This is a genomic window from Nibrella saemangeumensis (genome assembly GCF_039541915.1).
Lineage (GTDB): Bacteria > Bacteroidota > Bacteroidia > Cytophagales > Spirosomataceae > Nibrella > Nibrella saemangeumensis.
This window is the reverse complement of the sequence record NZ_BAABHD010000005.1, coordinates 486670-506878: the sequence shown is the minus strand read 5'-3', so window position 1 is coordinate 506878 and position 20209 is coordinate 486670. Positions and strand designations below refer to the sequence as shown.

Here is a 20209-nt window from a genome sequence, read left to right as displayed (position 1 = left end):
CCAATTAGCTACTACTGCTCACTGCCAACTGAAGACTGCTCACTCAATCCAAACCCGGCCGCTTAAACTCCCGTGCCTCCGGGAAAAGCGCTTCTACTTCCCGGCGTAGGGCGTAGAGAATAGCCAGCATATCCAGCACATCGTCGATTTTGTCGGGGTAGAAGGTGATAACCGTTTCCCAGGCAGTCATTGACTGGTCGATACTGACCAATACCAGCTTGGCTTTGCCGTTGTAATAATTCAGCAGGTGGCTGTCGGTGGTGGGTTCCGTCAGGATGCGTAAAGCCGATGTAGTTTTAACCGGTATCAGGGTCCGGTACCAGCGGATGACTTCGTAAGCGTCTTTCAGGCCGTTGAGCAGTATGACGGCCTCCTCATCAGACCGAATGGCTAATCTCACCTCCTGAAGCTGCTGTTGGCCGGCTTCTTCCAGCAGGCTTTTTTCATCTTTCAACCAATTGCCGGTCAGCACCAGGTAGCGATTCGCCAGGATCGATACCGGATGTTGCCGGGCTTGCTGCCGCCGGAAGGCAGCCTGGGCCTCAAGCGCCTGTTTCTCCGCTTCGGTGGATTCATGACCGCCTACAGCCTCTTTCTCCTGCTGAAGTTTGCCCAGGTACTGCTTTGTCAGGTTCAGGGCCTCCGTAAGCTGTTGCATCAGGGACGCGTTTGGGTCGGCGTTTTTTGTATCTTCGTCTGCTTTTTTCTGGAGGAAACTCTGGCAGCGCTGCGTGAACAGACAACGCTCACACCACGAGTTGCAGTAATTGTATATTCCGGGGATTACGTCAGTTTGCGCGTTCATAGGTGGTTACGGTAAATTGTGCAATAACGTTCTGTAAATATAACGAAGGTGCCCAGTCTATTCTGTTTAAAATGCAATTAAATTTGATTTTATTCGGTGCTTCGGTACTCAGAATAATCTCTGTTCTTGGACAAGATGAATACTTGTTCAACTATTTTTGTAAGTTCATTCATCCATTCTGAAAAGCAAGTTATTCGTTCTACATGAGACAATTAACCCTTGCAGTGGCCGCCCTGGCCCTGGTATTCATCGTATCTCCTGCTGTTGTTGCCCAGAAAAAAGTAAAGAAAAGCACGACCACACCGGCTCCCATTTCGGCCACTGGAACTCCGGAACGAATGGCCGGGGTACAGCAACGCCAAAGGCTGGCCGATGCTTCGCTGGTGAAGAATATACCGTTCCGGTCGGTGGGTCCTACGGTCATGAGCGGCCGGGTGGTCGACGTAGATGTCAACCCCGATAACCCAATGCAGTTTTATGTGGCTTATGCCAGTGGTGGTCTGTGGCGCACGGATAACAATGGCATCTCCTTTACGCCCCTGTTTGACAACGAAGCCGTGATGACCATCGGCGCTATTGCCGTCGACTGGAAAAACAACACCATCTGGGTTGGTACGGGCGAATCAAACGCCAGCCGGTCGTCGTACTCCGGCGTAGGTATCTACAAGAGTGCCGACGGCGGTAAGAGCTGGCAGCACCTGGGCCTGGCCGATAGCCACCACATTGGCCGCATTGTGCTGCATCCGAGCAATGCCAATACTGCCTGGGTGGCGGCTGTCGGTCATCTCTACACGCCGAATTCGGAGCGGGGTATTTACAAGACGACCGATGGCGGCAAGACCTGGGCCAAGACGCTGTACATCGACGATAAAACCGGCGCTATCGACGTAGACATAGACCCGGTCAACCCGCAGGTGCTGTACGCCAGCCTGTGGCATAAAGAGCGCCGGGCCTGGAATTTTGTGGAAGGAGGCAAAACGTCCGGTATCTACAAGAGTACCGATGGCGGTACTACCTGGAAGCTCATCACGGGCGGTAGCAGCGGCTTCCCGCAGGATGAGAACAGTGGTCGGATTGGTCTGAGCATCTTTCCCAAAAGTCCAAATACTATCTATGCCATTCTGGATAACCAGACACCTCGTCCTAAAAAAGAACAGAAGAACGACCCCCGTAAGCTAACCAAAGACCAGCTTCGGGTGATGTCGAAAGAAGATTTTCTGAAGGCGGAAGACGCCGTATTGACGGAGTACCTCGATGAGCAGAATTTCCCGGAAAAGTACACGGCCAAATCGCTGAAAGAGCTGGTACAGGTCGATAAAATCAAGCCGGTTGCCGTGCTGGAATACACTGACGATGCCAATTCACGGATTATCAACACCGATGTCATTGGGGCCGAAGTGTATCGTTCCGACGATGCCGGGCAATCCTGGCGCAAGGTCAATGCCGATTACCTCGACGGGCTGTATAACACCTATGGGTATTATTTCGGGAATGTCTGGATTGCGCCCGATAATGCCGATAAGATTGTCATTGCGGGAGTGCCGGTGATCCGGTCGGAAGATGGCGGAAAGACCTACAAGGGCATGGATAACGGCAACGTTCATGCCGACCACCATGCGCTGTGGATTAATCCAAAGAATAACAATCACATGATTCTGGGCAATGATGGGGGTGTAAACATTACCTACGACAACGGCAAAACCTGGTTCAAAGCCAATACGCCGGCGGTGGCCCAATATTATGCTATCACGGTGGATATGGCCAAGCCGTACAACGTCTACGGCGGCTTACAGGACAACGGCGTCTGGTTCGGGCCAAGCAACTACAAGGCGACGTACGACTGGTTCGATGGCGGGCAGTATCCGTATAAGCGCCTGCTCGGGGGCGACGGTATGCAGGTGCAGGTCGACTGGCGGGATAACAATACCGTTTACACCGGCTTTCAGTTCGGCAATTACTTCCGGATCAATAAGCAGACCGGTGAGATGAAGCGGCTGACGGTGCCGCAGGAGGTGGGAGAGGCTAAGCTGCGCTGGAACTGGCAGGCACCTATTCTGCTGTCGCGGCACAACCAGGATGTGGTGTACTTCGGCTCCAACCGTTTCCACCGCAGCATGAACCGGGGCGATGAGTTCAAGACCCTCTCGGGTGACCTGACCAAGGGGCTCAAAACCGGCGATGTGTCGTTTGGTACCCTTACCACTATTGATGAATCACCCCTGAAATTTGGCTTACTCTACACCGGCAGCGACGATGGCCTGGTGCATGTGTCAAAAGACGGCGGCTATACCTGGACCCGCATCTCCGACAAACTGCCGCAGGACCTGTGGGTAAGCCGCGTTACGGCCTCGGCCCATGACGAAGGTACCGTGTACGTTTCACTCAACGGCTACCGCGACGACCATTTCAACGCCTATGTCTTCCGCTCTACAGACTATGGCCAGACCTGGCAGCCCATTGGTACCGATTTGCCGATGGAGCCGGTCAACGTGGTGAAAGAAGACCCGAAAAATGCAAACATTCTGTACGTTGGCACCGACCATGGCGTATATGCCTCGCTGAACAAAGGGCAATCATTTATGCACTTGGCTAGCGGTATGCCCGCTGTTGCCGTACACGACCTGGTGGTACATCCCCGCGACAACGACCTGATTGTGGGTACCCACGGCCGGTCGCTGTACATCGGAAGCGTCGAGCAACTCCAGCAAATAACGGATACGCTTACAAACAAGCCGATTCATATTTTTGCCCTGAAGCCGGCCACCTATAGTCCGAATTGGGGCCGGATGTACAATAAATACGAAGAGGCCCCGGAGTATAAATTCGAGTTGCCGTTCTACGTAAAAACGGCCGGCAAAACAACCGTCCGCCTGACGACCGATAAAGGACTAACGCTGAAAACCCTCACCGACGATAGCGAAGCCGGCCTGAACTACCTGACCTACGACTATTCGGTAGACGCATCGGCGGCAGACGCCTATCAAAAGTACCTGAACGATACCCGCAAAAAGGATGAGAAAGAGGTAGAGCTGAAGCCGGCTGATGATAAAAAGGTGTACCTGCGTCCGGGAAAATACAAGTTTGTGTTTGAAACACCCTCGGGCACCAAAGCCGAGAAAGTGTGGGAACTGAAAGCGCCTGAACGTCGGAGTCGCCGGGCCATCACCTCACCTAACGCCTATGCTTCGCCCGGTGAATTTGAAGAGTGGATGGAGGAGTTGGGTGTAGAAGAGACGAAGTGACAAAAAGGGTACAGGATAAATTTTTGTTTTAACCCGGCCATTGTCGGGTTAAAACATTTAGAATTGGACCTTTATTTGCTTTAGGTCATATGAAAGTCCGGCTGCCTATGCCATGAGAAAAATTTTACCTCTTTATTTTCTGCTATTTGCTGTTTTCTGGAGCGCCCGGGCCGAGGTGATTCAGGTAAAACCCACAGTCAAAACGTTTCAGGAACTTAGTCAGACGCGGTGGCCGGGGCAGGGTGCGGACGTTACCATAGGCGGAGATACCCCGGAGAAATTTGCGCCCAGGAAAAGACTGCTGCCTACCTCTAACCAACTTCGATCGGTGCTGGACAAGCGGCTTGACGATGCCGTTACCCGATTTGTGCAGGAGCAGGGCAATGTTATTGGCCTTTGTATTGGAGTACTGCGCCACGACAGTGTTTTTGTGTATGGCTATGGCGAAACCGCAAAAGGCAACCAAAAGCTGCCAGACGGTAAAACAGTGTACGAGATTGGCTCCGTAAGTAAAACGTTTACCGCTGCGCTGCTGGCCGATGCGGTAAAGCAGCGTAAAATAAAACTGAATGCTCCGGTAAATCAGTACCTGCCTGATTCCATTCCGGTTTTACAGAAGGAAGGGGTACCTATAACACCGACGATGTTGTCGAACCATACATCAGGCCTACCCCGGCTACCGGGTAACCTGTTTAGCGGCTCCATCAATCTTATCAACCCTTATAAACATTATGGTCACCAGGATCTTTTTTCCTGGCTGAAAAAGGCACAGCTTTTGCGGCAGCCCGGCACTCAGTACGAATACTCAAACCTGGCGGTCGGCATGCTGGGCGTTATTCTGGAGCGGGTAAACGAAATGCCCTTCGAAAAACTGTTGAAAAGCCGGATTACACAGCCGCTGGGTATGCAGCACACGACGATAACCCTGGCTAATGCGGAGCGGCCATTGCTGGCTCTGGGGTATAACGACCGGGGTGAACCGGCGTCGGGCTGGGACTTTCTGGCACTGGCAGGAGCCGGCGGAATTCGTTCGACGGTGAACGACATGCTTATTTATCTGAACGCTCAGCTAGGCAAAGGACCTAAGCCGGTCACTAAAGCAATAGCGCTGACCCATAAGGCTACTTATAACCGCGAAGGCCGGGTAGTTGGGTTAGGCTGGCATATGGCCACCGGCGCAAGCCAGGGATGGCAGTGGCACAACGGCAAAACAGGTGGCTATTCCAGTTTCGCCGGGTTTCGTAAAGACCGGAAAACGGCTATAGTCATCCTGGCTAACTCCCTGACCGATCTGGATAAGCTGGGCATTGAGCTGGTAAACGTAGTGGGCCATTAGCCGGTAAATTTTTTGTACCTTACAACCCTGTAAACGAAAAAAGGGTCTTATTCCCAGGAGTTTACATTTAACGGCCTCATTATGAAAAACAGGCTTCTACTGTTCGCCTTCACCGGGCTGCTGGCTGCGTGCCGGCAGGAGATTGAGCCGGAATCCGTTACCCTGGCAGACCGGCTGTCGGGAACGTACCAGACCAACAGTTTTCTGGATGTTCTTTGCATTGCGCTGCCGCCGGACAAAATGCCCGTAGCGGATCTGAAAGTTGAATCGGATAGTGAAGTGACGCTGACGGTGCGCCGGTTCTTTCCCGTTGCCGACACGCAAACGCTGCGTAAGGTTAAACTACAACCTCTGGCCGACCATAGTGTCCGGCTCCTGTACCAGAGCGAGGAAATTGGTACCTACCAGACCGACAGGGTTTTTACCAACAGTGGCATGGAAACCCAGGGAAATGTGCTGCGGATTTCCCGAGCTGCCGGTGACCCACAAACGAGCCTATATTTTACCGGGTATCAGCGGTAAACAGGAACGGCGCAACACCTTTGGGTGCCGCGCCGTTCTTTATTAAAATCAGCCTGCTTATTTGATAGCAAATTCGCCGTTACCGATCTTGAAACCTTCAGAGTACAATTCAACCGTGTACTTGCCCGGCTTGTAAGGAATACCGCGGGTATACAGCAGTTCAACGCTCTGGTTGTTGTTGGTGTAATTCACGGTTTGCTTCGTCGTATAGACCGTTTCATTACCATTTACCGAGAAGGTGCCTGAGCCATTAGCCATATCGGAAACCACGGCACCATCAGGATCAAGAACCCGGACATATACCTCTTTCGGCTCCTCTCTGGTCAGCGGGTTGTCCAGCAGAGTGTACATGAACTTCAGCTTATCCACCCGACGGGCCTTAAAGCTTTCGCCTTCACGAACTTTACCACGGGGATTGACCGCATAAACACGAACGTTCTGGGCTTTCAGCGCCGAAGCACGGGTCACCTTTTCAGACAGTTCTTTGTTGACGGTAGAAATTGTGGCTACCGTATCACGCAGACTCTGCTTCTCTGTCTTCAGGGTTGTGTTTTCCTGGTTCAGGGTTTCGTTATTGGTAACCAGGGTTACGTTTTCACGCTGCAGACCGGCAATCATAGTATCTCTCTCGGCAAGGAATTTTTCGTATTCCTTGATCTTGGCTTCGTATTTAGCAATAGATACCCGCTGACCCCGCCGTATAGCGGCTTTATCAGCTTCCAGTTGCTCTTTTACTTTGAGCAGTTCGCTTACGTCACCACCCAGTTTTTGAACTTCAGCAATCTTGGCATCCAGCGCCGTAGAGATAGAATCCAACTTTACCCGCGTGGTCGATAATTCTTCAACACGTTGAGAGATCGTTACCTCCTGATTTTCGGCTACCTTCTTCTGGTCGAAGTACAGGTAGCTTGTAATACCGGCCAGACCCGTCATGATAATCAGAGCGGCCAGCAATGCGCCATTAGCTTTCGACTTTGGCTGATTGTTTTCCATAAAAATTTAAATTAACAGTTAAACATACACGAAAAGGGTTGTGTAAAGTTTGCTGCATTCAGAGAAGGGGGATTGGTTGGTTAAGAAATATTGAACGAATGATGGAAGAGGAACGTACTCGCAAAACATAAAGCTTTAACGGCCTCTTTACCATATTATTGTGTCTGCAACTGGTGCAGTAGGAAAATGTTTTTCATGCCATAAAAGTTTCTTTTTAGTCGAATTTAATGCTGATAAACAGATTCTTAGCCAAAGAAATGGTGGTGAAATCTGCCTTTAACGCCATTAAACCAAGATTATGCCGGAATTACCCGAAGTTGAAATTTACCGCCAGTACCTGGAAACTTCTGCGCTGCATCAGCCCATTGAATCGGTTGAGGTGGAGGACCACAAACTGCTCACCACCGATTTTACAACCCTGCACGAAGGGATCGTTGGCCGCTCGTTTACGGGTACACACCGGGTCGGCAAAAACCTGTTCGTGTTCACCGATGATCCCAGCGTCATTCTGCACATGCACTTCGGCATGACCGGTGATCTGGCCTATTATCACTCGTCGGTAGACCGCCCCCGTCACGCCCGAATCGTGTTCCATTTTCGCAATGGCTTTAACCTCGGCTTTATCTGTCCCCGCAAGTTTGAGCGTATCGGACTAATCGACAGCATAGATACGCACTTGAAACGAAAGAAGATCGGTCCGGATGGGTTGGCCATCACACTTTCTGAGCTAACGGCCCGAATTCGCCGTCGCAAGTCGCTCATCAAGCCCGTGCTGATGGATCAGAGTACCGTAGCCGGACTGGGCAACTGGATCGTTGATGAGGTCCTGTTTCAGGCATGCATCCACCCCGAGCGACCGACAGCCAGCTTATCTGACGACGAAATGGCACGGCTGCACGATTCCGTCCGGCTGGTACTGGAAACGGCCATCCGCCACGAAGCTACGTACCGGGACTTTCCTGTCGGTTTTCTGATTCATGTGCGCCAGTGGGATGATTCTCCTTACGATGATGTAGAGGCCCATAAATTCTGTCCCCGCTGCGGCACCCGCATTGACAAAAAAGAAGTCGGCGGGCGGACTACCTACTTCTGCCCGAAGGAGCAGATTTAGTACCTCGGGAGGTGATTTCGGGTGTCGCAGACAAAAACCGGAGTAAATACTACGCCGGACGATTGTATTCCGGTTTCAGGAAATGAGTATATTCATAAACGGTTACTTGCTAATCAAAAGCCGGAATGTAATTCCGGGGTACACACATGACCCGCTATCTGCTTTCTGGCCTGTTACTAATCACGTTTGCCCATACCGCCTTGGCCCAAACTATTAAACGCCCCCGCGACTACGGTATTAAAATTGGTGTGTTGCCAACCGGTAAGCTCAACGCCATTACCGATGTGCCGGGGGTAAAAGTTGGTCAGGTCACGCTTAGGCAGGGGGATAACGTTCGCACGGGTGTGACGGCTATTCTTCCGCACGACGGCAACCTGTTTCAGCAGAAATGCCCGGCCGCTATCTATATCGGCAATGGGTTCGGTAAACTGGCCGGCTACAGCCAGGTAGACGAATTAGGGACCCTGGAAACACCTATTGTGCTGACAAATACACTCAGCGTTCCTACGGCCGCCGACGCGCTGATCGACTACACCCTGCGGCAACCGGGCAATGAACAGGTGCGGTCGGTAAATGCCGTAGTGGGCGAAACAAACGATGGGTACCTTAACGATATTCGCGGCCGGCATGTAACCAGACTGCATGTGCTGGATGCGTTGCAGAAGGCTGCCACCGGACCCATCGAAGAGGGTAACACCGGTGCCGGTACAGGAACGGTCTGTTTTGGCTTCAAAGGGGGTATTGGTACAGCTTCACGAAAACTGCCGGCCACGTTAGGTGGGTATACGGTAGGCGTGCTGGTGCAAACCAACTTCGGTGGGGTCCTGCAGATTGACGGCGTGCCGGTAGGCGAGGAGTTAGGAAAGTATTCATTCAAGGAAACGCTCGACCGCTCCGGCGACGGTTCCTGCATGATGGTGGTGCTGACAGACGCCCCACTGGACGCCCGAAACCTGAACCGACTCGCTAAACGAGCCTTTCTGGGTATGGCGAAAACCGGCGGTATTGCCGCTAACGGTAGCGGAGATTACGTGATCGCCGTATCCACTGCCTACCGGATTCCGCACGAGTCGAAGAGCCCGATTGATGAGCTGAAGCTGCTTCGGAACGACAATATTTCCCCTTTATTTATGGCCGCTATTGAAGCAACCGAAGAAGCCATCATTAACTCCCTGTTTGCGGCTCAGACGCTGAAAGGGGATCAGGGACGTGTTGTGGAAGCGCTACCCGTTGATAAAGTGCTGGAAATTATGAAGCGTTATAGCCGAAAGTAACCAACAGGTTTTACAACACTTGCCAGATGCCGTAAGCCCCCACGCCCAGAATAGACAGTACGCTGATCCAGAAGCATACATCGTAGAAGCGCGTTGGCTTCAGGCTGGCCGGCAACTGGTGATACCGGAATTGCCAGGCTGCCCAGACCACCACAATCAGCAGCACCGACGTCGCAGCTCCACCCAACAGAATCATTAATACCGGCACCTGCAAAAACAGGAATGAAATACACCACAGCGCCGGGAACACCCAGGCCAGCACGGCAATAACGCGCTTCCGTTCGGGGGGTGTGCTAAAGCGTACCCAGCCAAACTGCCCGAAGGCATCGCCAAAAATACGCGCCCAACTGGCGTTGGCGGTAAAGAGTGTCGAGTAGAGCACAAAAAAAGCCCCAATCATAAAAATGACCTTGGCCTCTGGTCCTAACGTAGCCGTAAACAGTCGGGAGAGCGCTTCAATCATGCCATAGCCGTCGGGTACCTGGCCCTGCTCATGCAACAGCGAAGCGCCGAGCAGGTAGAAGGCAGCCGTTACGGTGGTATAGACAACCATGGAGCACAGCGCATCGAGGTACATCACCCGTATCCAGCCTTTGGCGCGTTCGGCCCAGGCGGGTGAGTTATCGTTGGGGCCAACATAGGCGGCATAGCCTTTCTCAATGCACCAGTAATTGTAGTACATGATTTCGTCGCCCCCTACGCCGGTAATGCCGAATGCGCCCAGGGCTACGCCCACGGCTGCGGGCGGCAGCGAAAAGCGTAAGCCTTCGGTCAACTGGGCCGATGTAATGGCGTAGTCAGTTTGCTGCAGCATGAGCAGCGACAGCAGAATAAGGGCGGTGAATACCATAATCATCAGCAGGGCACCTTTCTCCACCCATTTATAATAGCCCTTATAAATCAGCAGGGCCGCCGAGATCGCCGATAAAGCGGCCCAGATACCCGTAGGGAGCACCGGAAAACTCATGTGCAGCACAATGGCGACGCCCCCGACAATGCCGCCAACCTGGAGCACCTTCAGCCCCTGTAGTGATAGCCACAGCCAGAGGGTCCAGTGTGTACCCTTAATACGGAGGCCCGGTAGCCGGTTCAGTGCCTGCATGGTGGGTATACCGGTGTAGATAGCGTTTTTACCGAACTCCAGTTGCAGCGTTACTTTCATAAAGCAACTAATCAGAATAACCCAGAGTGTAACGAAGCCGGCTTTAGCCCCCAAAGCCGTTGTGGCTACCAACTCGCCTGAACCAACAATAGCCGCCGATAGAATAAACCCTGGCCCCAGGTGCCGCAACTGCCCGGCCAGGGTGGTGGGAGCTGATTTTATCAGCTCCAGCGATGGGCGGTAAGGGTCCGGCGCAGCGGTAGCAACTACCACTGGCGATTCCGGGTTAGGAGGGTTTAGGTTTTCCATGGGTTTAGGAACCTTCAATCAGGTAAATAGCTTACCTGTTAAAGCCAAAATAGACCCGTTGATACTCTCTTCACGTTTGGAAGAGAAGCATACAATGGGTTAAACAGTTGTCAGAATTTCCTCCGTCAGAGTTTCTGCTGGTGCTAATCCATCCAGCCAGTGAATCGGTATGCCATCGCGTTCCATTTTGCGGAAGAAGGTCATCTGGCGCTTGGCAAACTGGTGAATGGCAGTTTCCAGTCGCTTTACCATGGTGTCATAGTCAAGATGGCCCTCCAGGTAATTGGTAATGAATTTATACTCCAGGCCGTAGAAAACCAGCTTTTCGGTAGGTATGCCGCGTTCCAGCAATCGCTGCACCTCTTCAATCATACCATGCCGAAGCCGTTCGTGCAAGCGCCGGGTAATTCGCTGCCGGCGTAACTCGACCGGCAGGTCAATGCCGAATACCGTGTAATTGGGATGGGAGGGCATTGGTGTTATTTCGGTCAGGCTGTTCTCGTTCAGATACCGATTGATCTCTATCGCCCGGATTAGCCGCTTGCGGGTAGAGGTATCGGCCACGGTGGTGTAAGCCGAAGCCGTCTGCTCAAAGAGCTGTAGCAGCTCTCCATCTGACTTTTGGTCCAGTTCTGCCCTGAAACGAGGGTCAATTGGAATGGCTGTAAACTGGTGGCCTTTCAACACGGCTTCGATGTATAGCCCGGTACCTCCGCAGAGGATGGGTACCCGGCCACGGTCCAGAATTTGGGGCAGAACCTGGTAGAAATCCTGCTGGTACTGATATACATTATAGTCGCTGCCGGCGTCGGTTACATTGATGAGGTGGTAGGGGATTGTTTCGTCGCCAATCCGGTATTCGGCCAGGTCCTTGCCGGTACCGATGTCCATGTCGCGGTACACCTGCCGGGAGTCGGCGCTGATGATCTCACCACCCAGTCGGTGGGCTACCTGGGCGGCCAGCCGGGTTTTGCCGCTGGCGGTAGGACCAAGAATGACGATAAGCCTGTTCATATCAGCAGCTTCACAAACTTAATACTCCCCGAATTGTAAACCGGCAGTAGTCGGTGCGTCGACACTTCATGCGGTAACCGGTGCGGATAATAGCGCTCCATTTTCTCCGGATTTAGCCAGAATTGCTGCGGCTCGGTTAGTATCAGCCGGGTAAACCCGAGCTTTTCGTAACTCCTGCCGTCAGACCAGTCGCGGTCGGCATAGGTCATAATGTCGTCCGGCCGGTGTTCATTGATAAAGCCTTTCAGCAACTTATCCAGTCCACCCACTACGGTACAGTTCAGCCGGTTGGCAAATCGCACCAGTTCAACCGAGCGGTATAGTTTACCGTCCCGTTCAATACGGCGCGGCAGGCTGAACGTGGCCAGTGCCACCAGTAGTTCGGACTCATTGGCTGGTATTTGCTCCTGGAACTCCGGGGACAATACCCGGAAGTACCGCTGGGGCAGGTACAGCCCGTACCTGTATTTCGACAAAGTAACCGCCTGCAAGTGGCTCATTTCTAAAAACTGGGTTGCCAATGGGCGGTCCACGCGCCTGATTTGGGTGAGCCTTGCCGGTATACGTTCCGATAATCCGACCATTGCATTCAAACGGGAAAGCACGATAGCCGGTTTCTGCCGCCATATATCCTCCCAGATATGAATTACCTGCTTATTTTCTGTGGCTAGTGTTTCCGAAAACTGCTGAAAGAAAAAATGAGGGTTGTACTGCTGGCCGAACTGGTGATAAGTATTTAGCCCGATCAGATGAAGCAGCGTATTTCTATTAGCTATCTGCACAAGCGGGAAAGGAGTCGTCTTTCCAACCTCAACGGGTGAGGTCGTGATATGACGCTGGTGCAGCATAGAAAGTAGTTGGTCTGAAAACAACGTCTATTTTATTTAAACCAGAGGCAAAGCTAAAACAGCTTGTTTATATTCACGTTTCCCAGTATCCATCCGCTGATAGTTTAGCCAATCGACATTTTTACAAACGAGCCTGTTCGCCTATGAAATCGAAACAAAATCGTGAATTGCCCCCTGAACAAAAGGGCGATCGGGCCTGGCAACGATGGCTTCACGAGATTATTTATGAAAACGATACACCGGGGGGAAGGGCCTTTGACATTACCCTGATCTGGGCCATTCTGTTGAGCATTGGGGTAGTTATCATAGACAGCGTTGAGTCTTTTTCCCTGCGCTATGGTGAATGGCTATACAGGGCTGAGTGGTTGTTTACCATTCTGTTTACCCTGGAATATGTTCTCCGGCTCATCAGCATTCGCAAGCCGCTGGCTTATGTCTTTAGTTTCATGGGCATAGTAGACCTGTTTGCTATACTCCCGACATACTTCAGCCTTTTTCTATCAGGAGCGCCATATTTGCTGGTGGTTCGGGCGCTGCGGCTGCTGCGTATTTTTCGCATCCTGAAAATGTGGCATTTTATTGCCGAAGGCCGCGTTATCACACAGGCCCTCTACCGCAGCTACATCAAGATCAGTGTCTTTATGCTGGTTATCCTTATTCTGGTTACCATCATGGGGTCTGTTATGTACCTGATCGAGGGTGGCGAAAACGGATTTGACAACATCCCAACCAGTATTTATTGGGCCATTGTAACCCTCACTACGGTTGGTTATGGCGATATTTCGCCGGTAACGCCTTTGGGACGGCTGTTTGCGGCTTTTATCATGCTGTGCGGCTACGGTATCATTGCCGTTCCGACCGGTATTGTCACTACCGAATTTATGTCGGCTGTTCAGAAAGGAACCTCACCTGAAAGCTGTCCCAACTGCGGCCGCGAAGGCCACGATAACGACGCTACCTACTGTAAATATTGTGGTACACATCTATAAACAGCTTGTTATAATTCGCCAATATCCTCGTTCCAGACCTCCGGCTTCTGAGCTATAAACTGGTTCATCATCTCCACGCACTCCGGCAGGTCGAGATCGATTACTTCCACGCCATGCTGCTCCATAAATTCGCGGGCACCGGCAAACGTGCGCGATTCGGCCACAATCACTTTAGGGATTTTGAACTGCACAATGGTGCCGGCGCACATATAGCATGGCATCAGGGTGGAGTAGATAACGGTATTCCGAAAGGAGCCGACCCGCCCGGCATTGTTGAGGCAGTCCATTTCGCCGTGCAGAATGGGGTTGTCTTCCTGTACGCGTTTGTTGTGGCCGGAGGCAACCAGTTTACCGTCTTTTACCAGCGCCGAGCCGATCGGAATACCGCCTTCGTCGAGGCTCTTGCGGGCCTGCCGGATGGCCTCTTGCATAAATTCGTCCATAGAAGTAGCAGATGTCAGGGTGGCAATCTATAGAATAGCCGCTAACTGGTCAAACAAAAAGTAAAATTATGAGGATTATGCTTTTACAGAAGGCCACGCTATGTGGCAAAACCCAAACTGATAGAGGCTTTTTAGATATGTTTAAGATAGAGAACCGGGTATCTGCCCTCGCTACCTCAACCCTCAGCGGATTACTGTTGCTGGTGTTACTCGGGTGGAATAGCCGCAAAGAAGATAAATTGCTTGTGTTCTTCCGGAATACCGTCAATCAGTCTCCGGCTACGGCTGCGGCCCGGTCATTTATGGCGTTGGCGCAGAAAAATAATATTGATGTCGATACAACGTCGAATACAGCCTATATTTCGGAGGACTCGCTGAAGAACTATCGGGCAGTAGTATTGCTGGGTACCTCACCTGATGTGCTGGATACCTGGCAGCAGAACGACTTTGAACGATTTGTGCAAGCGGGTGGCGGTCTGGTGGTTATCAACGCCGGTGGCTTTACCAACTACCAATGGCCGTGGTTTAACCAAATGTTTGGGCCGGATAAGGCCAAGCAGACCGATGGCGGATGGACCAGCCAGTATGACGGTGGCCGCGTATACTACACCAGTGCGGGCGGAACCGCCGAAAGCTTTACCAACGACAGCTACGCTAGCCGCTTGTTGGAAGGCATCAAATTTGCCATGACCGGCCGTGAGTTAAACTATAAGAATGCCCGTACGTCGCGTACTCCCGAAGAAAACCGCTTTGCCATTTCAGTGCTGGACTCATTTATGGACGAGCCTATTGAAATGGAGGTAATGAATGATGGACGGGTAATGTACGTAGAGCGCAAAGGAGCTATTAAGCTGTATAGCCCGGCCACCAAAGCCACTAAGACCATTAACAAACTGCCGGTACATATCACCGGTAACTACGAGGATGGTCTGCTCGGGATGGAACTGGACCCGAAGTTTGAGGATAACCACTATGTGTACCTGTACTATTCGCCGGTGGGCGATAAGCCGGTGCAGAACCTGTCGCGGTTTGTCTTTAACGGCGACAGCCTGCTTCTCAAATCGGAGAAGATTGTGATGCAGGTGCCGGTGCAACGCGAAACCTGCTGCCACTCGGCGGGTAACGTATACTTCGGACCGGATGGTAATCTGTACCTCTCCACCGGCGACAATACCAGCTCTAAAGAGTCTGACGGCTTTACGCCTATCGACGAACGGCCGGGTCGTGGTCCGTTCGATGCACAGAAGTCATCGGGTAATACGCACGACCTGCGGGGCAAGATTCTGCGGATAAAAGTGCAGCCGGATGGTTCGTATACCATACCTGACGGTAATCTGTTCCCGAAAGATGGTTCGCAGGGGCGGCCTGAAATCTACGTAATGGGAGCCCGAAATCCGTACCGCATCTGGGTCGATAAGCGGGGCTTTCTGTACTGGGGTGATGTAGGCCCAGACGGTGGACAGGCCAACGAGCGCGGACCCAAGAGCCAGGATGAGTGGAACCAGGCACGCAGGCCCGGTAACTTCGGCTGGCCTTATTTTGTCGGCAATAACAAAGCTTACGCCGATTTCGATTTCGCCACCAATAAGGTTGGAACTGTATTCAATCCTGAGCGGCCTGTCAACGAATCACCGAACAATACTGGCTCCAAAGTGCTACCGCCCGCCCAGAAGGCCATGATCTGGTATCCATATGAAAAGTCGGAAGAGTTTCCGATGCTGGGAACCGGCTCTCGAAGCGCCATGGCCGGACCGTTCTACTACGCCGGCGACTATCCGGCCAAGTCTACGGTCAAATTCCCCAGGTACTACGACAACAAGATGTTTATCTACGAGTGGGCGCGGAACTGGATAAAAGTGCTGACGTTTACCGAGGGGGGTGACCTAAAACAAATCGAATCGTTCCTGCCGAACACGTTTGTTTCTAAGCCAATCGACATGAAGTTTGGACGCGATGGAGCTATGTACATTCTGGCTTACGGCGCTAACTACTTTGCCCGGAATCCGGATTCGCAACTGCTGCGGATTGAGTATTCCGAAGGGAACCGTCGCCCGGTGGCTAAAATTGTCGCTTCCAAAACGGTCGGAGCTTCCCCAATGACGGTGAAACTATCGGCCAAAGAGTCGTTTGACTACGACCGGGGCGATAAGCTGACCTACCAGTGGGGGTCGGGCAATGGGCAACAATCGGCTGCTTTGGAGCCTACGTTTACCTACAGCAAGCCGGGCGTGTATCGCATGAAGCTCACCGTGACTGATGCTGAAGGCCAGAAGGCGACTACTGAGCAGGAGATAAAAGTAGGCAACGAAACCCCCGAGGTAAACATTGCTGTCAAAGGAAACCGCACCTTTTACTTCGACAAAACACCACTGGCTTATACGGTAACGGTGAAGGACAAAGAAGATGGCAGCCTGAACAAAGGCATTCTGCCGAAGCAGGTAAAGTTTGCCGTAGACTATCTGGCCGAAGGAAAAGACCTGGCGCTGCTGGCGTCGAACAGCCAGGCTGCAGGCGATGTGTCGGCTAAATACCTGCAGGGTAGAGAGTTGGTCAACAACAGTGATTGCAAGGCCTGCCATTCGATGAACACCAAGTCCATAGGCCCAACCTGGATGGAGGTAGCCAAGCGCTACAAGGGCACCAACGAAAACGCAGTGGCCATGCTGTCCAAAAAGATTATTATGGGTGGCAATGGGAACTGGGGCAAAAACATGATGTCGGCGCACCCGCAGCATACCGAACAGGAAGCCAGCGATATGGTGCGGTATATTCTGTCACTGGCGGATGAAACCAGGAGCTTACCGTTACAGGGAACGTACACGTTTAAGGAGCATACCAACACCGATAAAGAGCCGGGCAATTATGTAGTAACGGCCAGTTATACCGATAAAGGCAACCCGGTTACCGGGCCACTCACCGGCCGTAAGATGTATGTGCTGCGTCACCCGAAGGTACAGGCCGAAAGTTATGAGTTCTCAAACAAAGTAGACATTAAACACCAGGACGGCAGCAGCCAGACCTGGGTGGGTGACATCAAAGATGGCTCCTACATCGGCTTCAAAAGCATCGATCTGAACGGCATCAGTCAATTAGCGTTCCAGGTAGCGGCACCGGCACGGGGTGGACAAATTGAGGTCAGGAGTAACTCACCCTCGGGTAAACTGCTCGGTACGGCTACGGTGACCCCTGCGGCCGGCGCTAACCGGCGGGAGTTGCAATGGCAGACCGTGTCGGCGGCCATTAGTAACCCCGGCGCGCCGGCAGATTTGTACGTTGTTTTCCGGAACGCCGAGGCCAAAACGGCTAACCTGATGGTCCTTGACTGGATTCTGTTCAGCCGCGAACCGGTGACGCAGTCGATGGGGAAGTAGCGGGCGACTTATGGTTTGCCACCTGCTCCTGAACAAACTCCTCAATGGTGGTTAGCTTCAGGGGGAAGTCTTTCAGGGTCTCGCTCATGTCCATGGTTGCATCGATTTCGTCCATGGCGGCACTCATCTCCATAATCCGGCCAATGCCGGGGTGGAAGGGTCTTATAACTCTGGACAGAACCCTCAGGGTACCTCGTGACATATGCCCGATTCTGGGGGTTACACCTGCCAGACGACCGTAGAGGTTAGCTACTTCGTTTTTGGTAGGGTTGGTCGGTCCGCCTATATCAATAATTCGATTATGCGCTTTGGGGTCATTTAACGAAATGGTAATCAAACGGGCAATGTCGCGGACAGAGACAAAGTTTGTGGGATTGTTGCCTTGCCCGAATATGGTGGTCTTACCTTTTACCAAAATATCTTTGCCCATTAGGGTATGGGCATGCAGTTCCATAAAGGCTGATGGACGCAGAATGGTGTAGGTCATCCCGCTATGAATGAGGTATTGTTCAATCTGGTATTTGATGCGATCAAAATCGAAGGGGTGATCGGGGCCTGCTCCTTGAATGGAGGTATAGATGAAATGGCGAACGCCGGCTTCTTTTGCCGCATCAATCAAGGTACGGTGCCCGGCATCATCCACGTTTTCTGAGCGGTATTTACCCCGGCCCATCAGGCTGTGAGCGGCTGCCAGGACAACCTCTGCACCCTGGCAGGCTTTGGCTACCGAGGCCGGGTCAGTTAGGTCACCCTGTACAATTTCGGCTCCCAACTGCTGCAGATCAGCGGCTTTTTCGGGGTTGCGCACCATGGCACGTACCGATCGGCCTGCTGCCAGTAGTTGCAGGGCGGCCTCGTGTCCGAGTACCCCGGTGGCTCCAACAATAAGTATCATAAAAATAGAGGTTTAGGGAATTATGCTAAGGTAAGCATAACCACCTAAACCTCTATTACCTTACGCTAAATCGCTGATGGCCTTAGTGTCGACCATGAACGGCAGCTGATTATTTCTGCACGCCCGTTGTATCCACGTTTTGCTGCACGGCCGTCTGGGTAGCGGGTCGGGTGCGGTTTTTCTCCTGTTCCTTAGCCTCCTCTTTCGCTCTTTTCTTAAAGAAACCTCTTAGCAGAAAGTTATGCTGGAGCGCTTCCATGTTTTCATCCAGCTTTTGCGTGCTGCTCTCCAGATTCCGCAGCGTACCTTTCAGGTTGCGTGCCGTCGCTTCGTCGCTGATGAGTACTCCCAGGGGGGAATTGGGATTGTCTATTTTCCGGCTGACCTTCTCACTGGTCTGCTCCAGGTTATTGGCCATGGAAACTGCCGTTGAGGAGGCCTGCTGAAGGCTATTGGCCGATGTTCGCAGGCGTGCCATAATAATAGTATCGGTTACCAGTTCATTAGCCAGACTGCCTTTATTATTTAATTTGGCGGCATACTGATTTAATGAGCCGGAGACCTGAGCTGCGTTGTTCGAAGTCCGCTGGAGGTTCGCTACGGTAGCCCGCACATTATCAGCCAGCACTGAATCCATTAATATTGCCCCTACAGTGCCTTTTCCCTGCTTAATACGATTCATCAGGGTCGTGAAGTCAGTTGTTACTTTCAACAGATTGACGTTGTTTTCCTGTAAGGTTTCCATGATCTGGTCGGCGCTGAGGGCAGCTTCTGTCTGAAGTTTGTCCCCATCTTCAACGGTTGGGAAACGGGTGGTGCCGCCCACCAGCATGACCAATTTATTGCCGATAAAGCCTTCCGAGCTAATGGTCGCTTTGGCGTCTTTCCGGATGAAATGGGCTGATTTTTCTTCGATGTTCATGCCCACTTCCACCTGCGAGTTACCGATAAACCGCAGGGTTCTGACTGTGCCGATTTTTACGCCGGAGAACCAGACGTTGTTACCTACCTTCAAACCCGCCACATCATCAAACGTGGCGGTGACCTGAATATTTTTGGTGAATCGCTTCTGTTGTCCACCCAGGACAAGTATGCCCACTACCAATATGGCGATGCCGAGAATGACAAAGATCCCGACTGTTACTGCTCGTTTATTATCTGATGCGCTCATCTCTATGTCACAAAGTTGTAATTGTAAAAAGCCTGTACCCGCTCGTCGTCGTTTGACTCAAATACTTCTTCAAAGGTACCCTGCCGCTCAAACCGGCCGTCGAGCAGCATAGCCACCCGGTTACCCACCATTTTGGCGCAGGTAAGGTCGTGGGTAATAACAATGGAGGTGCTATGGTGTTTTTCCTGCACCTCGTTTATCAGGTTGTTTATGTCAACGGAGGTAATGGGGTCGAGACCGGCCGTTGGTTCATCATACAGCATGATTTCAGGCTTCAGGATTAGCGTCCGGGCAATGCCAATCCGCTTCCGCTGGCCACCCGATAATTCAGACGGCATCTGGTTAATGGTCTGACTTAGTCCGACATCTTCCAGGGCTTCTTCAACGGCATGATTGATGTCCTGCCGGCTGAGATTCCGAACGTTGCGCACCAGCGGAAATTCCAGGTTCTCCCGGATGGTCATACTGTCGTACAGAGCGCTGTTCTGAAATGAGAATCCTACTTTCAGCCTGAGCTGGTCAAGTTCTTTTGTCGACAACCGGGCCACGTCCTGCCCCAGTACCGTTACCGTGCCCGCATCCGGCATCAGCAGACCGGCAATAATTTTAATCAATACCGACTTGCCTGTCCCCGAACGTCCCAGCACGACCAGGTTTTCGCCCCTGAATACATCCAGGTCAACCCCGCGCAGGACGTGCAGATCACCGAAAGATTTGGTTAACCCCCGGATGCTGATAACGGCTTCCTGTTTATTGATATGTGTGTTCGCCTTTTCTTCCATAA

16 protein-coding genes are annotated in these 20209 nt (G+C 52.2%); 7 read left to right on the top strand and 9 right to left on the bottom strand.

The genetic code is table 11. The features are described 5' to 3' along the window. Positions 1–43: 43 nt before the first annotated feature. Complete coding sequence (locus ABD949_RS04115) at positions 44–805, bottom strand: hypothetical protein (RefSeq protein WP_345240856.1); 762 nt, start codon at positions 803–805, stop codon at positions 44–46. A 203-nt stretch (positions 806–1008) separates the two neighbouring features. On the opposite strand from ABD949_RS04115, the gene ABD949_RS04110 reads away from it, so the two are divergent. The 3 genes from ABD949_RS04110 to ABD949_RS04100 all read left to right on the top strand — a co-directional run bounded on the left by ABD949_RS04110 (position 1009) and on the right by ABD949_RS04100 (position 5905). Next, a complete protein-coding gene (locus ABD949_RS04110) occupies positions 1009–4047 on the top strand; it encodes a WD40/YVTN/BNR-like repeat-containing protein (protein WP_345240854.1) in 3039 nt (1012 codons plus the stop codon). 112 nt (positions 4048–4159) lie between these two features. After that, a complete protein-coding gene (locus tag ABD949_RS04105; protein WP_345240852.1) occupies positions 4160–5383 on the top strand; it encodes a serine hydrolase domain-containing protein in 1224 nt (407 codons plus the stop codon). A gap of 81 nt (positions 5384–5464) precedes the next feature. Next, positions 5465–5905 carry a hypothetical protein gene (locus ABD949_RS04100; protein WP_345240851.1) on the top strand — a complete coding sequence of 147 codons (441 nt, stop codon included), beginning with the start codon at positions 5465–5467 and terminating at the stop codon, positions 5903–5905. Between the two features lie 57 nt (positions 5906–5962). Here the strand turns inward: ABD949_RS04100 and ABD949_RS04095 are convergent, their stop codons facing one another. Then, the gene (locus ABD949_RS04095) at positions 5963–6898 is read right to left on the bottom strand and encodes a hypothetical protein (protein WP_345240849.1); all 936 of its coding nucleotides are present in this window, start codon (positions 6896–6898) and stop codon (positions 5963–5965) included. Between the two features lie 298 nt (positions 6899–7196). Here ABD949_RS04095 and ABD949_RS04090 point away from each other — a divergent pair, with 298 nt between their 5' ends. Continuing rightward, positions 7197–8009 carry an Fpg/Nei family DNA glycosylase gene (locus ABD949_RS04090; RefSeq protein WP_345240847.1) on the top strand — a complete coding sequence of 271 codons (813 nt, stop codon included), beginning with the start codon at positions 7197–7199 and terminating at the stop codon, positions 8007–8009. Positions 8010–8155: 146 nt separating this feature from the next. Next, a complete protein-coding gene (locus tag ABD949_RS04085) occupies positions 8156–9283 on the top strand; it encodes a DmpA family aminopeptidase (RefSeq protein ID WP_345240844.1) in 1128 nt (375 codons plus the stop codon). A 10-nt stretch (positions 9284–9293) separates the two neighbouring features. Here the strand turns inward: ABD949_RS04085 and ABD949_RS04080 are convergent, their stop codons facing one another. The 3 genes from ABD949_RS04080 to ABD949_RS04070 form a co-directional block, all read right to left on the bottom strand. Next, a complete protein-coding gene (locus ABD949_RS04080; protein ID WP_345240842.1) occupies positions 9294–10694 on the bottom strand; it encodes an Nramp family divalent metal transporter in 1401 nt (466 codons plus the stop codon). Between the two features lie 99 nt (positions 10695–10793). Then, the gene (gene miaA / locus ABD949_RS04075; protein ID WP_345240840.1) at positions 10794–11708 is read right to left on the bottom strand and encodes a tRNA (adenosine(37)-N6)-dimethylallyltransferase MiaA; all 915 of its coding nucleotides are present in this window, start codon (positions 11706–11708) and stop codon (positions 10794–10796) included. Then, positions 11705–12556: a PDDEXK family nuclease gene (locus ABD949_RS04070; protein WP_345240838.1), complete on the bottom strand. Its 852-nt coding sequence runs from the start codon at positions 12554–12556 to the stop codon at positions 11705–11707. Before ABD949_RS04070 ends, miaA begins: the two co-directional genes overlap by 4 nt. 143 nt (positions 12557–12699) lie before the next feature. Between ABD949_RS04070 and ABD949_RS04065 the strand changes: the two genes are divergently transcribed. After that, positions 12700–13545, top strand: a complete 846-nt coding sequence (locus tag ABD949_RS04065) for an ion transporter (RefSeq protein ID WP_345240836.1) — start codon at positions 12700–12702, stop codon at positions 13543–13545. Positions 13546–13553: 8 nt separating this feature from the next. On the opposite strand, the gene ABD949_RS04060 is transcribed toward ABD949_RS04065, so the two are convergent. Beyond that, positions 13554–13988: a nucleoside deaminase gene (locus tag ABD949_RS04060; RefSeq protein ID WP_345240834.1), complete on the bottom strand. Its 435-nt coding sequence runs from the start codon at positions 13986–13988 to the stop codon at positions 13554–13556. Between the two features lie 137 nt (positions 13989–14125). Here ABD949_RS04060 and ABD949_RS04055 point away from each other — a divergent pair, with 137 nt between their 5' ends. Continuing rightward, on the top strand, positions 14126–17359 hold the full coding sequence (locus ABD949_RS04055; RefSeq protein WP_345240832.1) for a PQQ-dependent sugar dehydrogenase: 3234 nt from the start codon (positions 14126–14128) through the stop codon (positions 17357–17359). On the opposite strand, the gene ABD949_RS04050 is transcribed toward ABD949_RS04055, so the two are convergent. The 3 genes from ABD949_RS04050 to ABD949_RS04040 all read right to left on the bottom strand — a co-directional run bounded on the left by ABD949_RS04050 (position 17322) and on the right by ABD949_RS04040 (position 20207). Further along, positions 17322–18254, bottom strand: a complete 933-nt coding sequence (locus ABD949_RS04050; RefSeq protein WP_345240830.1) for an SDR family oxidoreductase — start codon at positions 18252–18254, stop codon at positions 17322–17324. The genes ABD949_RS04055 and ABD949_RS04050 overlap by 38 nt on opposite strands. Before the next feature lie 109 nt (positions 18255–18363). Further along, positions 18364–19425: an MlaD family protein gene (locus ABD949_RS04045; protein ID WP_345240828.1), complete on the bottom strand. Its 1062-nt coding sequence runs from the start codon at positions 19423–19425 to the stop codon at positions 18364–18366. A 2-nt stretch (positions 19426–19427) separates the two neighbouring features. Further along, the gene (locus tag ABD949_RS04040; RefSeq protein ID WP_345240826.1) at positions 19428–20207 is read right to left on the bottom strand and encodes an ABC transporter ATP-binding protein; all 780 of its coding nucleotides are present in this window, start codon (positions 20205–20207) and stop codon (positions 19428–19430) included. Positions 20208–20209: the final 2 nt, after the last annotated feature.

What these genes read in the sequence shown, in the direction of transcription:
- ABD949_RS04040 (WP_345240826.1), bottom strand. Translation starts at nt 20,207, where the DNA reads ATGGAAGAAAAGGCGAACACACATATCAATAAACAGGAAGCCGTTATC.
- ABD949_RS04065 (WP_345240836.1), top strand. Translation starts at nt 12,700, where the DNA reads ATGAAATCGAAACAAAATCGTGAATTGCCCCCTGAACAAAAGGGCGAT.
- ABD949_RS04070 (WP_345240838.1), bottom strand. Translation starts at nt 12,556, where the DNA reads ATGCTGCACCAGCGTCATATCACGACCTCACCCGTTGAGGTTGGAAAG.
- ABD949_RS04085 (WP_345240844.1), top strand. Translation starts at nt 8,156, where the DNA reads ATGACCCGCTATCTGCTTTCTGGCCTGTTACTAATCACGTTTGCCCAT.
- miaA (WP_345240840.1), bottom strand. Translation starts at nt 11,708, where the DNA reads ATGAACAGGCTTATCGTCATTCTTGGTCCTACCGCCAGCGGCAAAACC.
- ABD949_RS04095 (WP_345240849.1), bottom strand. Translation starts at nt 6,898, where the DNA reads ATGGAAAACAATCAGCCAAAGTCGAAAGCTAATGGCGCATTGCTGGCC.
- ABD949_RS04080 (WP_345240842.1), bottom strand. Translation starts at nt 10,694, where the DNA reads ATGGAAAACCTAAACCCTCCTAACCCGGAATCGCCAGTGGTAGTTGCT.
- ABD949_RS04110 (WP_345240854.1), top strand. Translation starts at nt 1,009, where the DNA reads ATGAGACAATTAACCCTTGCAGTGGCCGCCCTGGCCCTGGTATTCATC.
- ABD949_RS04105 (WP_345240852.1), top strand. Translation starts at nt 4,160, where the DNA reads ATGAGAAAAATTTTACCTCTTTATTTTCTGCTATTTGCTGTTTTCTGG.
- ABD949_RS04115 (WP_345240856.1), bottom strand. Translation starts at nt 805, where the DNA reads ATGAACGCGCAAACTGACGTAATCCCCGGAATATACAATTACTGCAAC.
- ABD949_RS04050 (WP_345240830.1), bottom strand. Translation starts at nt 18,254, where the DNA reads ATGATACTTATTGTTGGAGCCACCGGGGTACTCGGACACGAGGCCGCC.
- ABD949_RS04100 (WP_345240851.1), top strand. Translation starts at nt 5,465, where the DNA reads ATGAAAAACAGGCTTCTACTGTTCGCCTTCACCGGGCTGCTGGCTGCG.
- ABD949_RS04090 (WP_345240847.1), top strand. Translation starts at nt 7,197, where the DNA reads ATGCCGGAATTACCCGAAGTTGAAATTTACCGCCAGTACCTGGAAACT.
- ABD949_RS04045 (WP_345240828.1), bottom strand. Translation starts at nt 19,425, where the DNA reads ATGAGCGCATCAGATAATAAACGAGCAGTAACAGTCGGGATCTTTGTC.
- ABD949_RS04055 (WP_345240832.1), top strand. Translation starts at nt 14,126, where the DNA reads ATGTTTAAGATAGAGAACCGGGTATCTGCCCTCGCTACCTCAACCCTC.
- ABD949_RS04060 (WP_345240834.1), bottom strand. Translation starts at nt 13,988, where the DNA reads ATGGACGAATTTATGCAAGAGGCCATCCGGCAGGCCCGCAAGAGCCTC.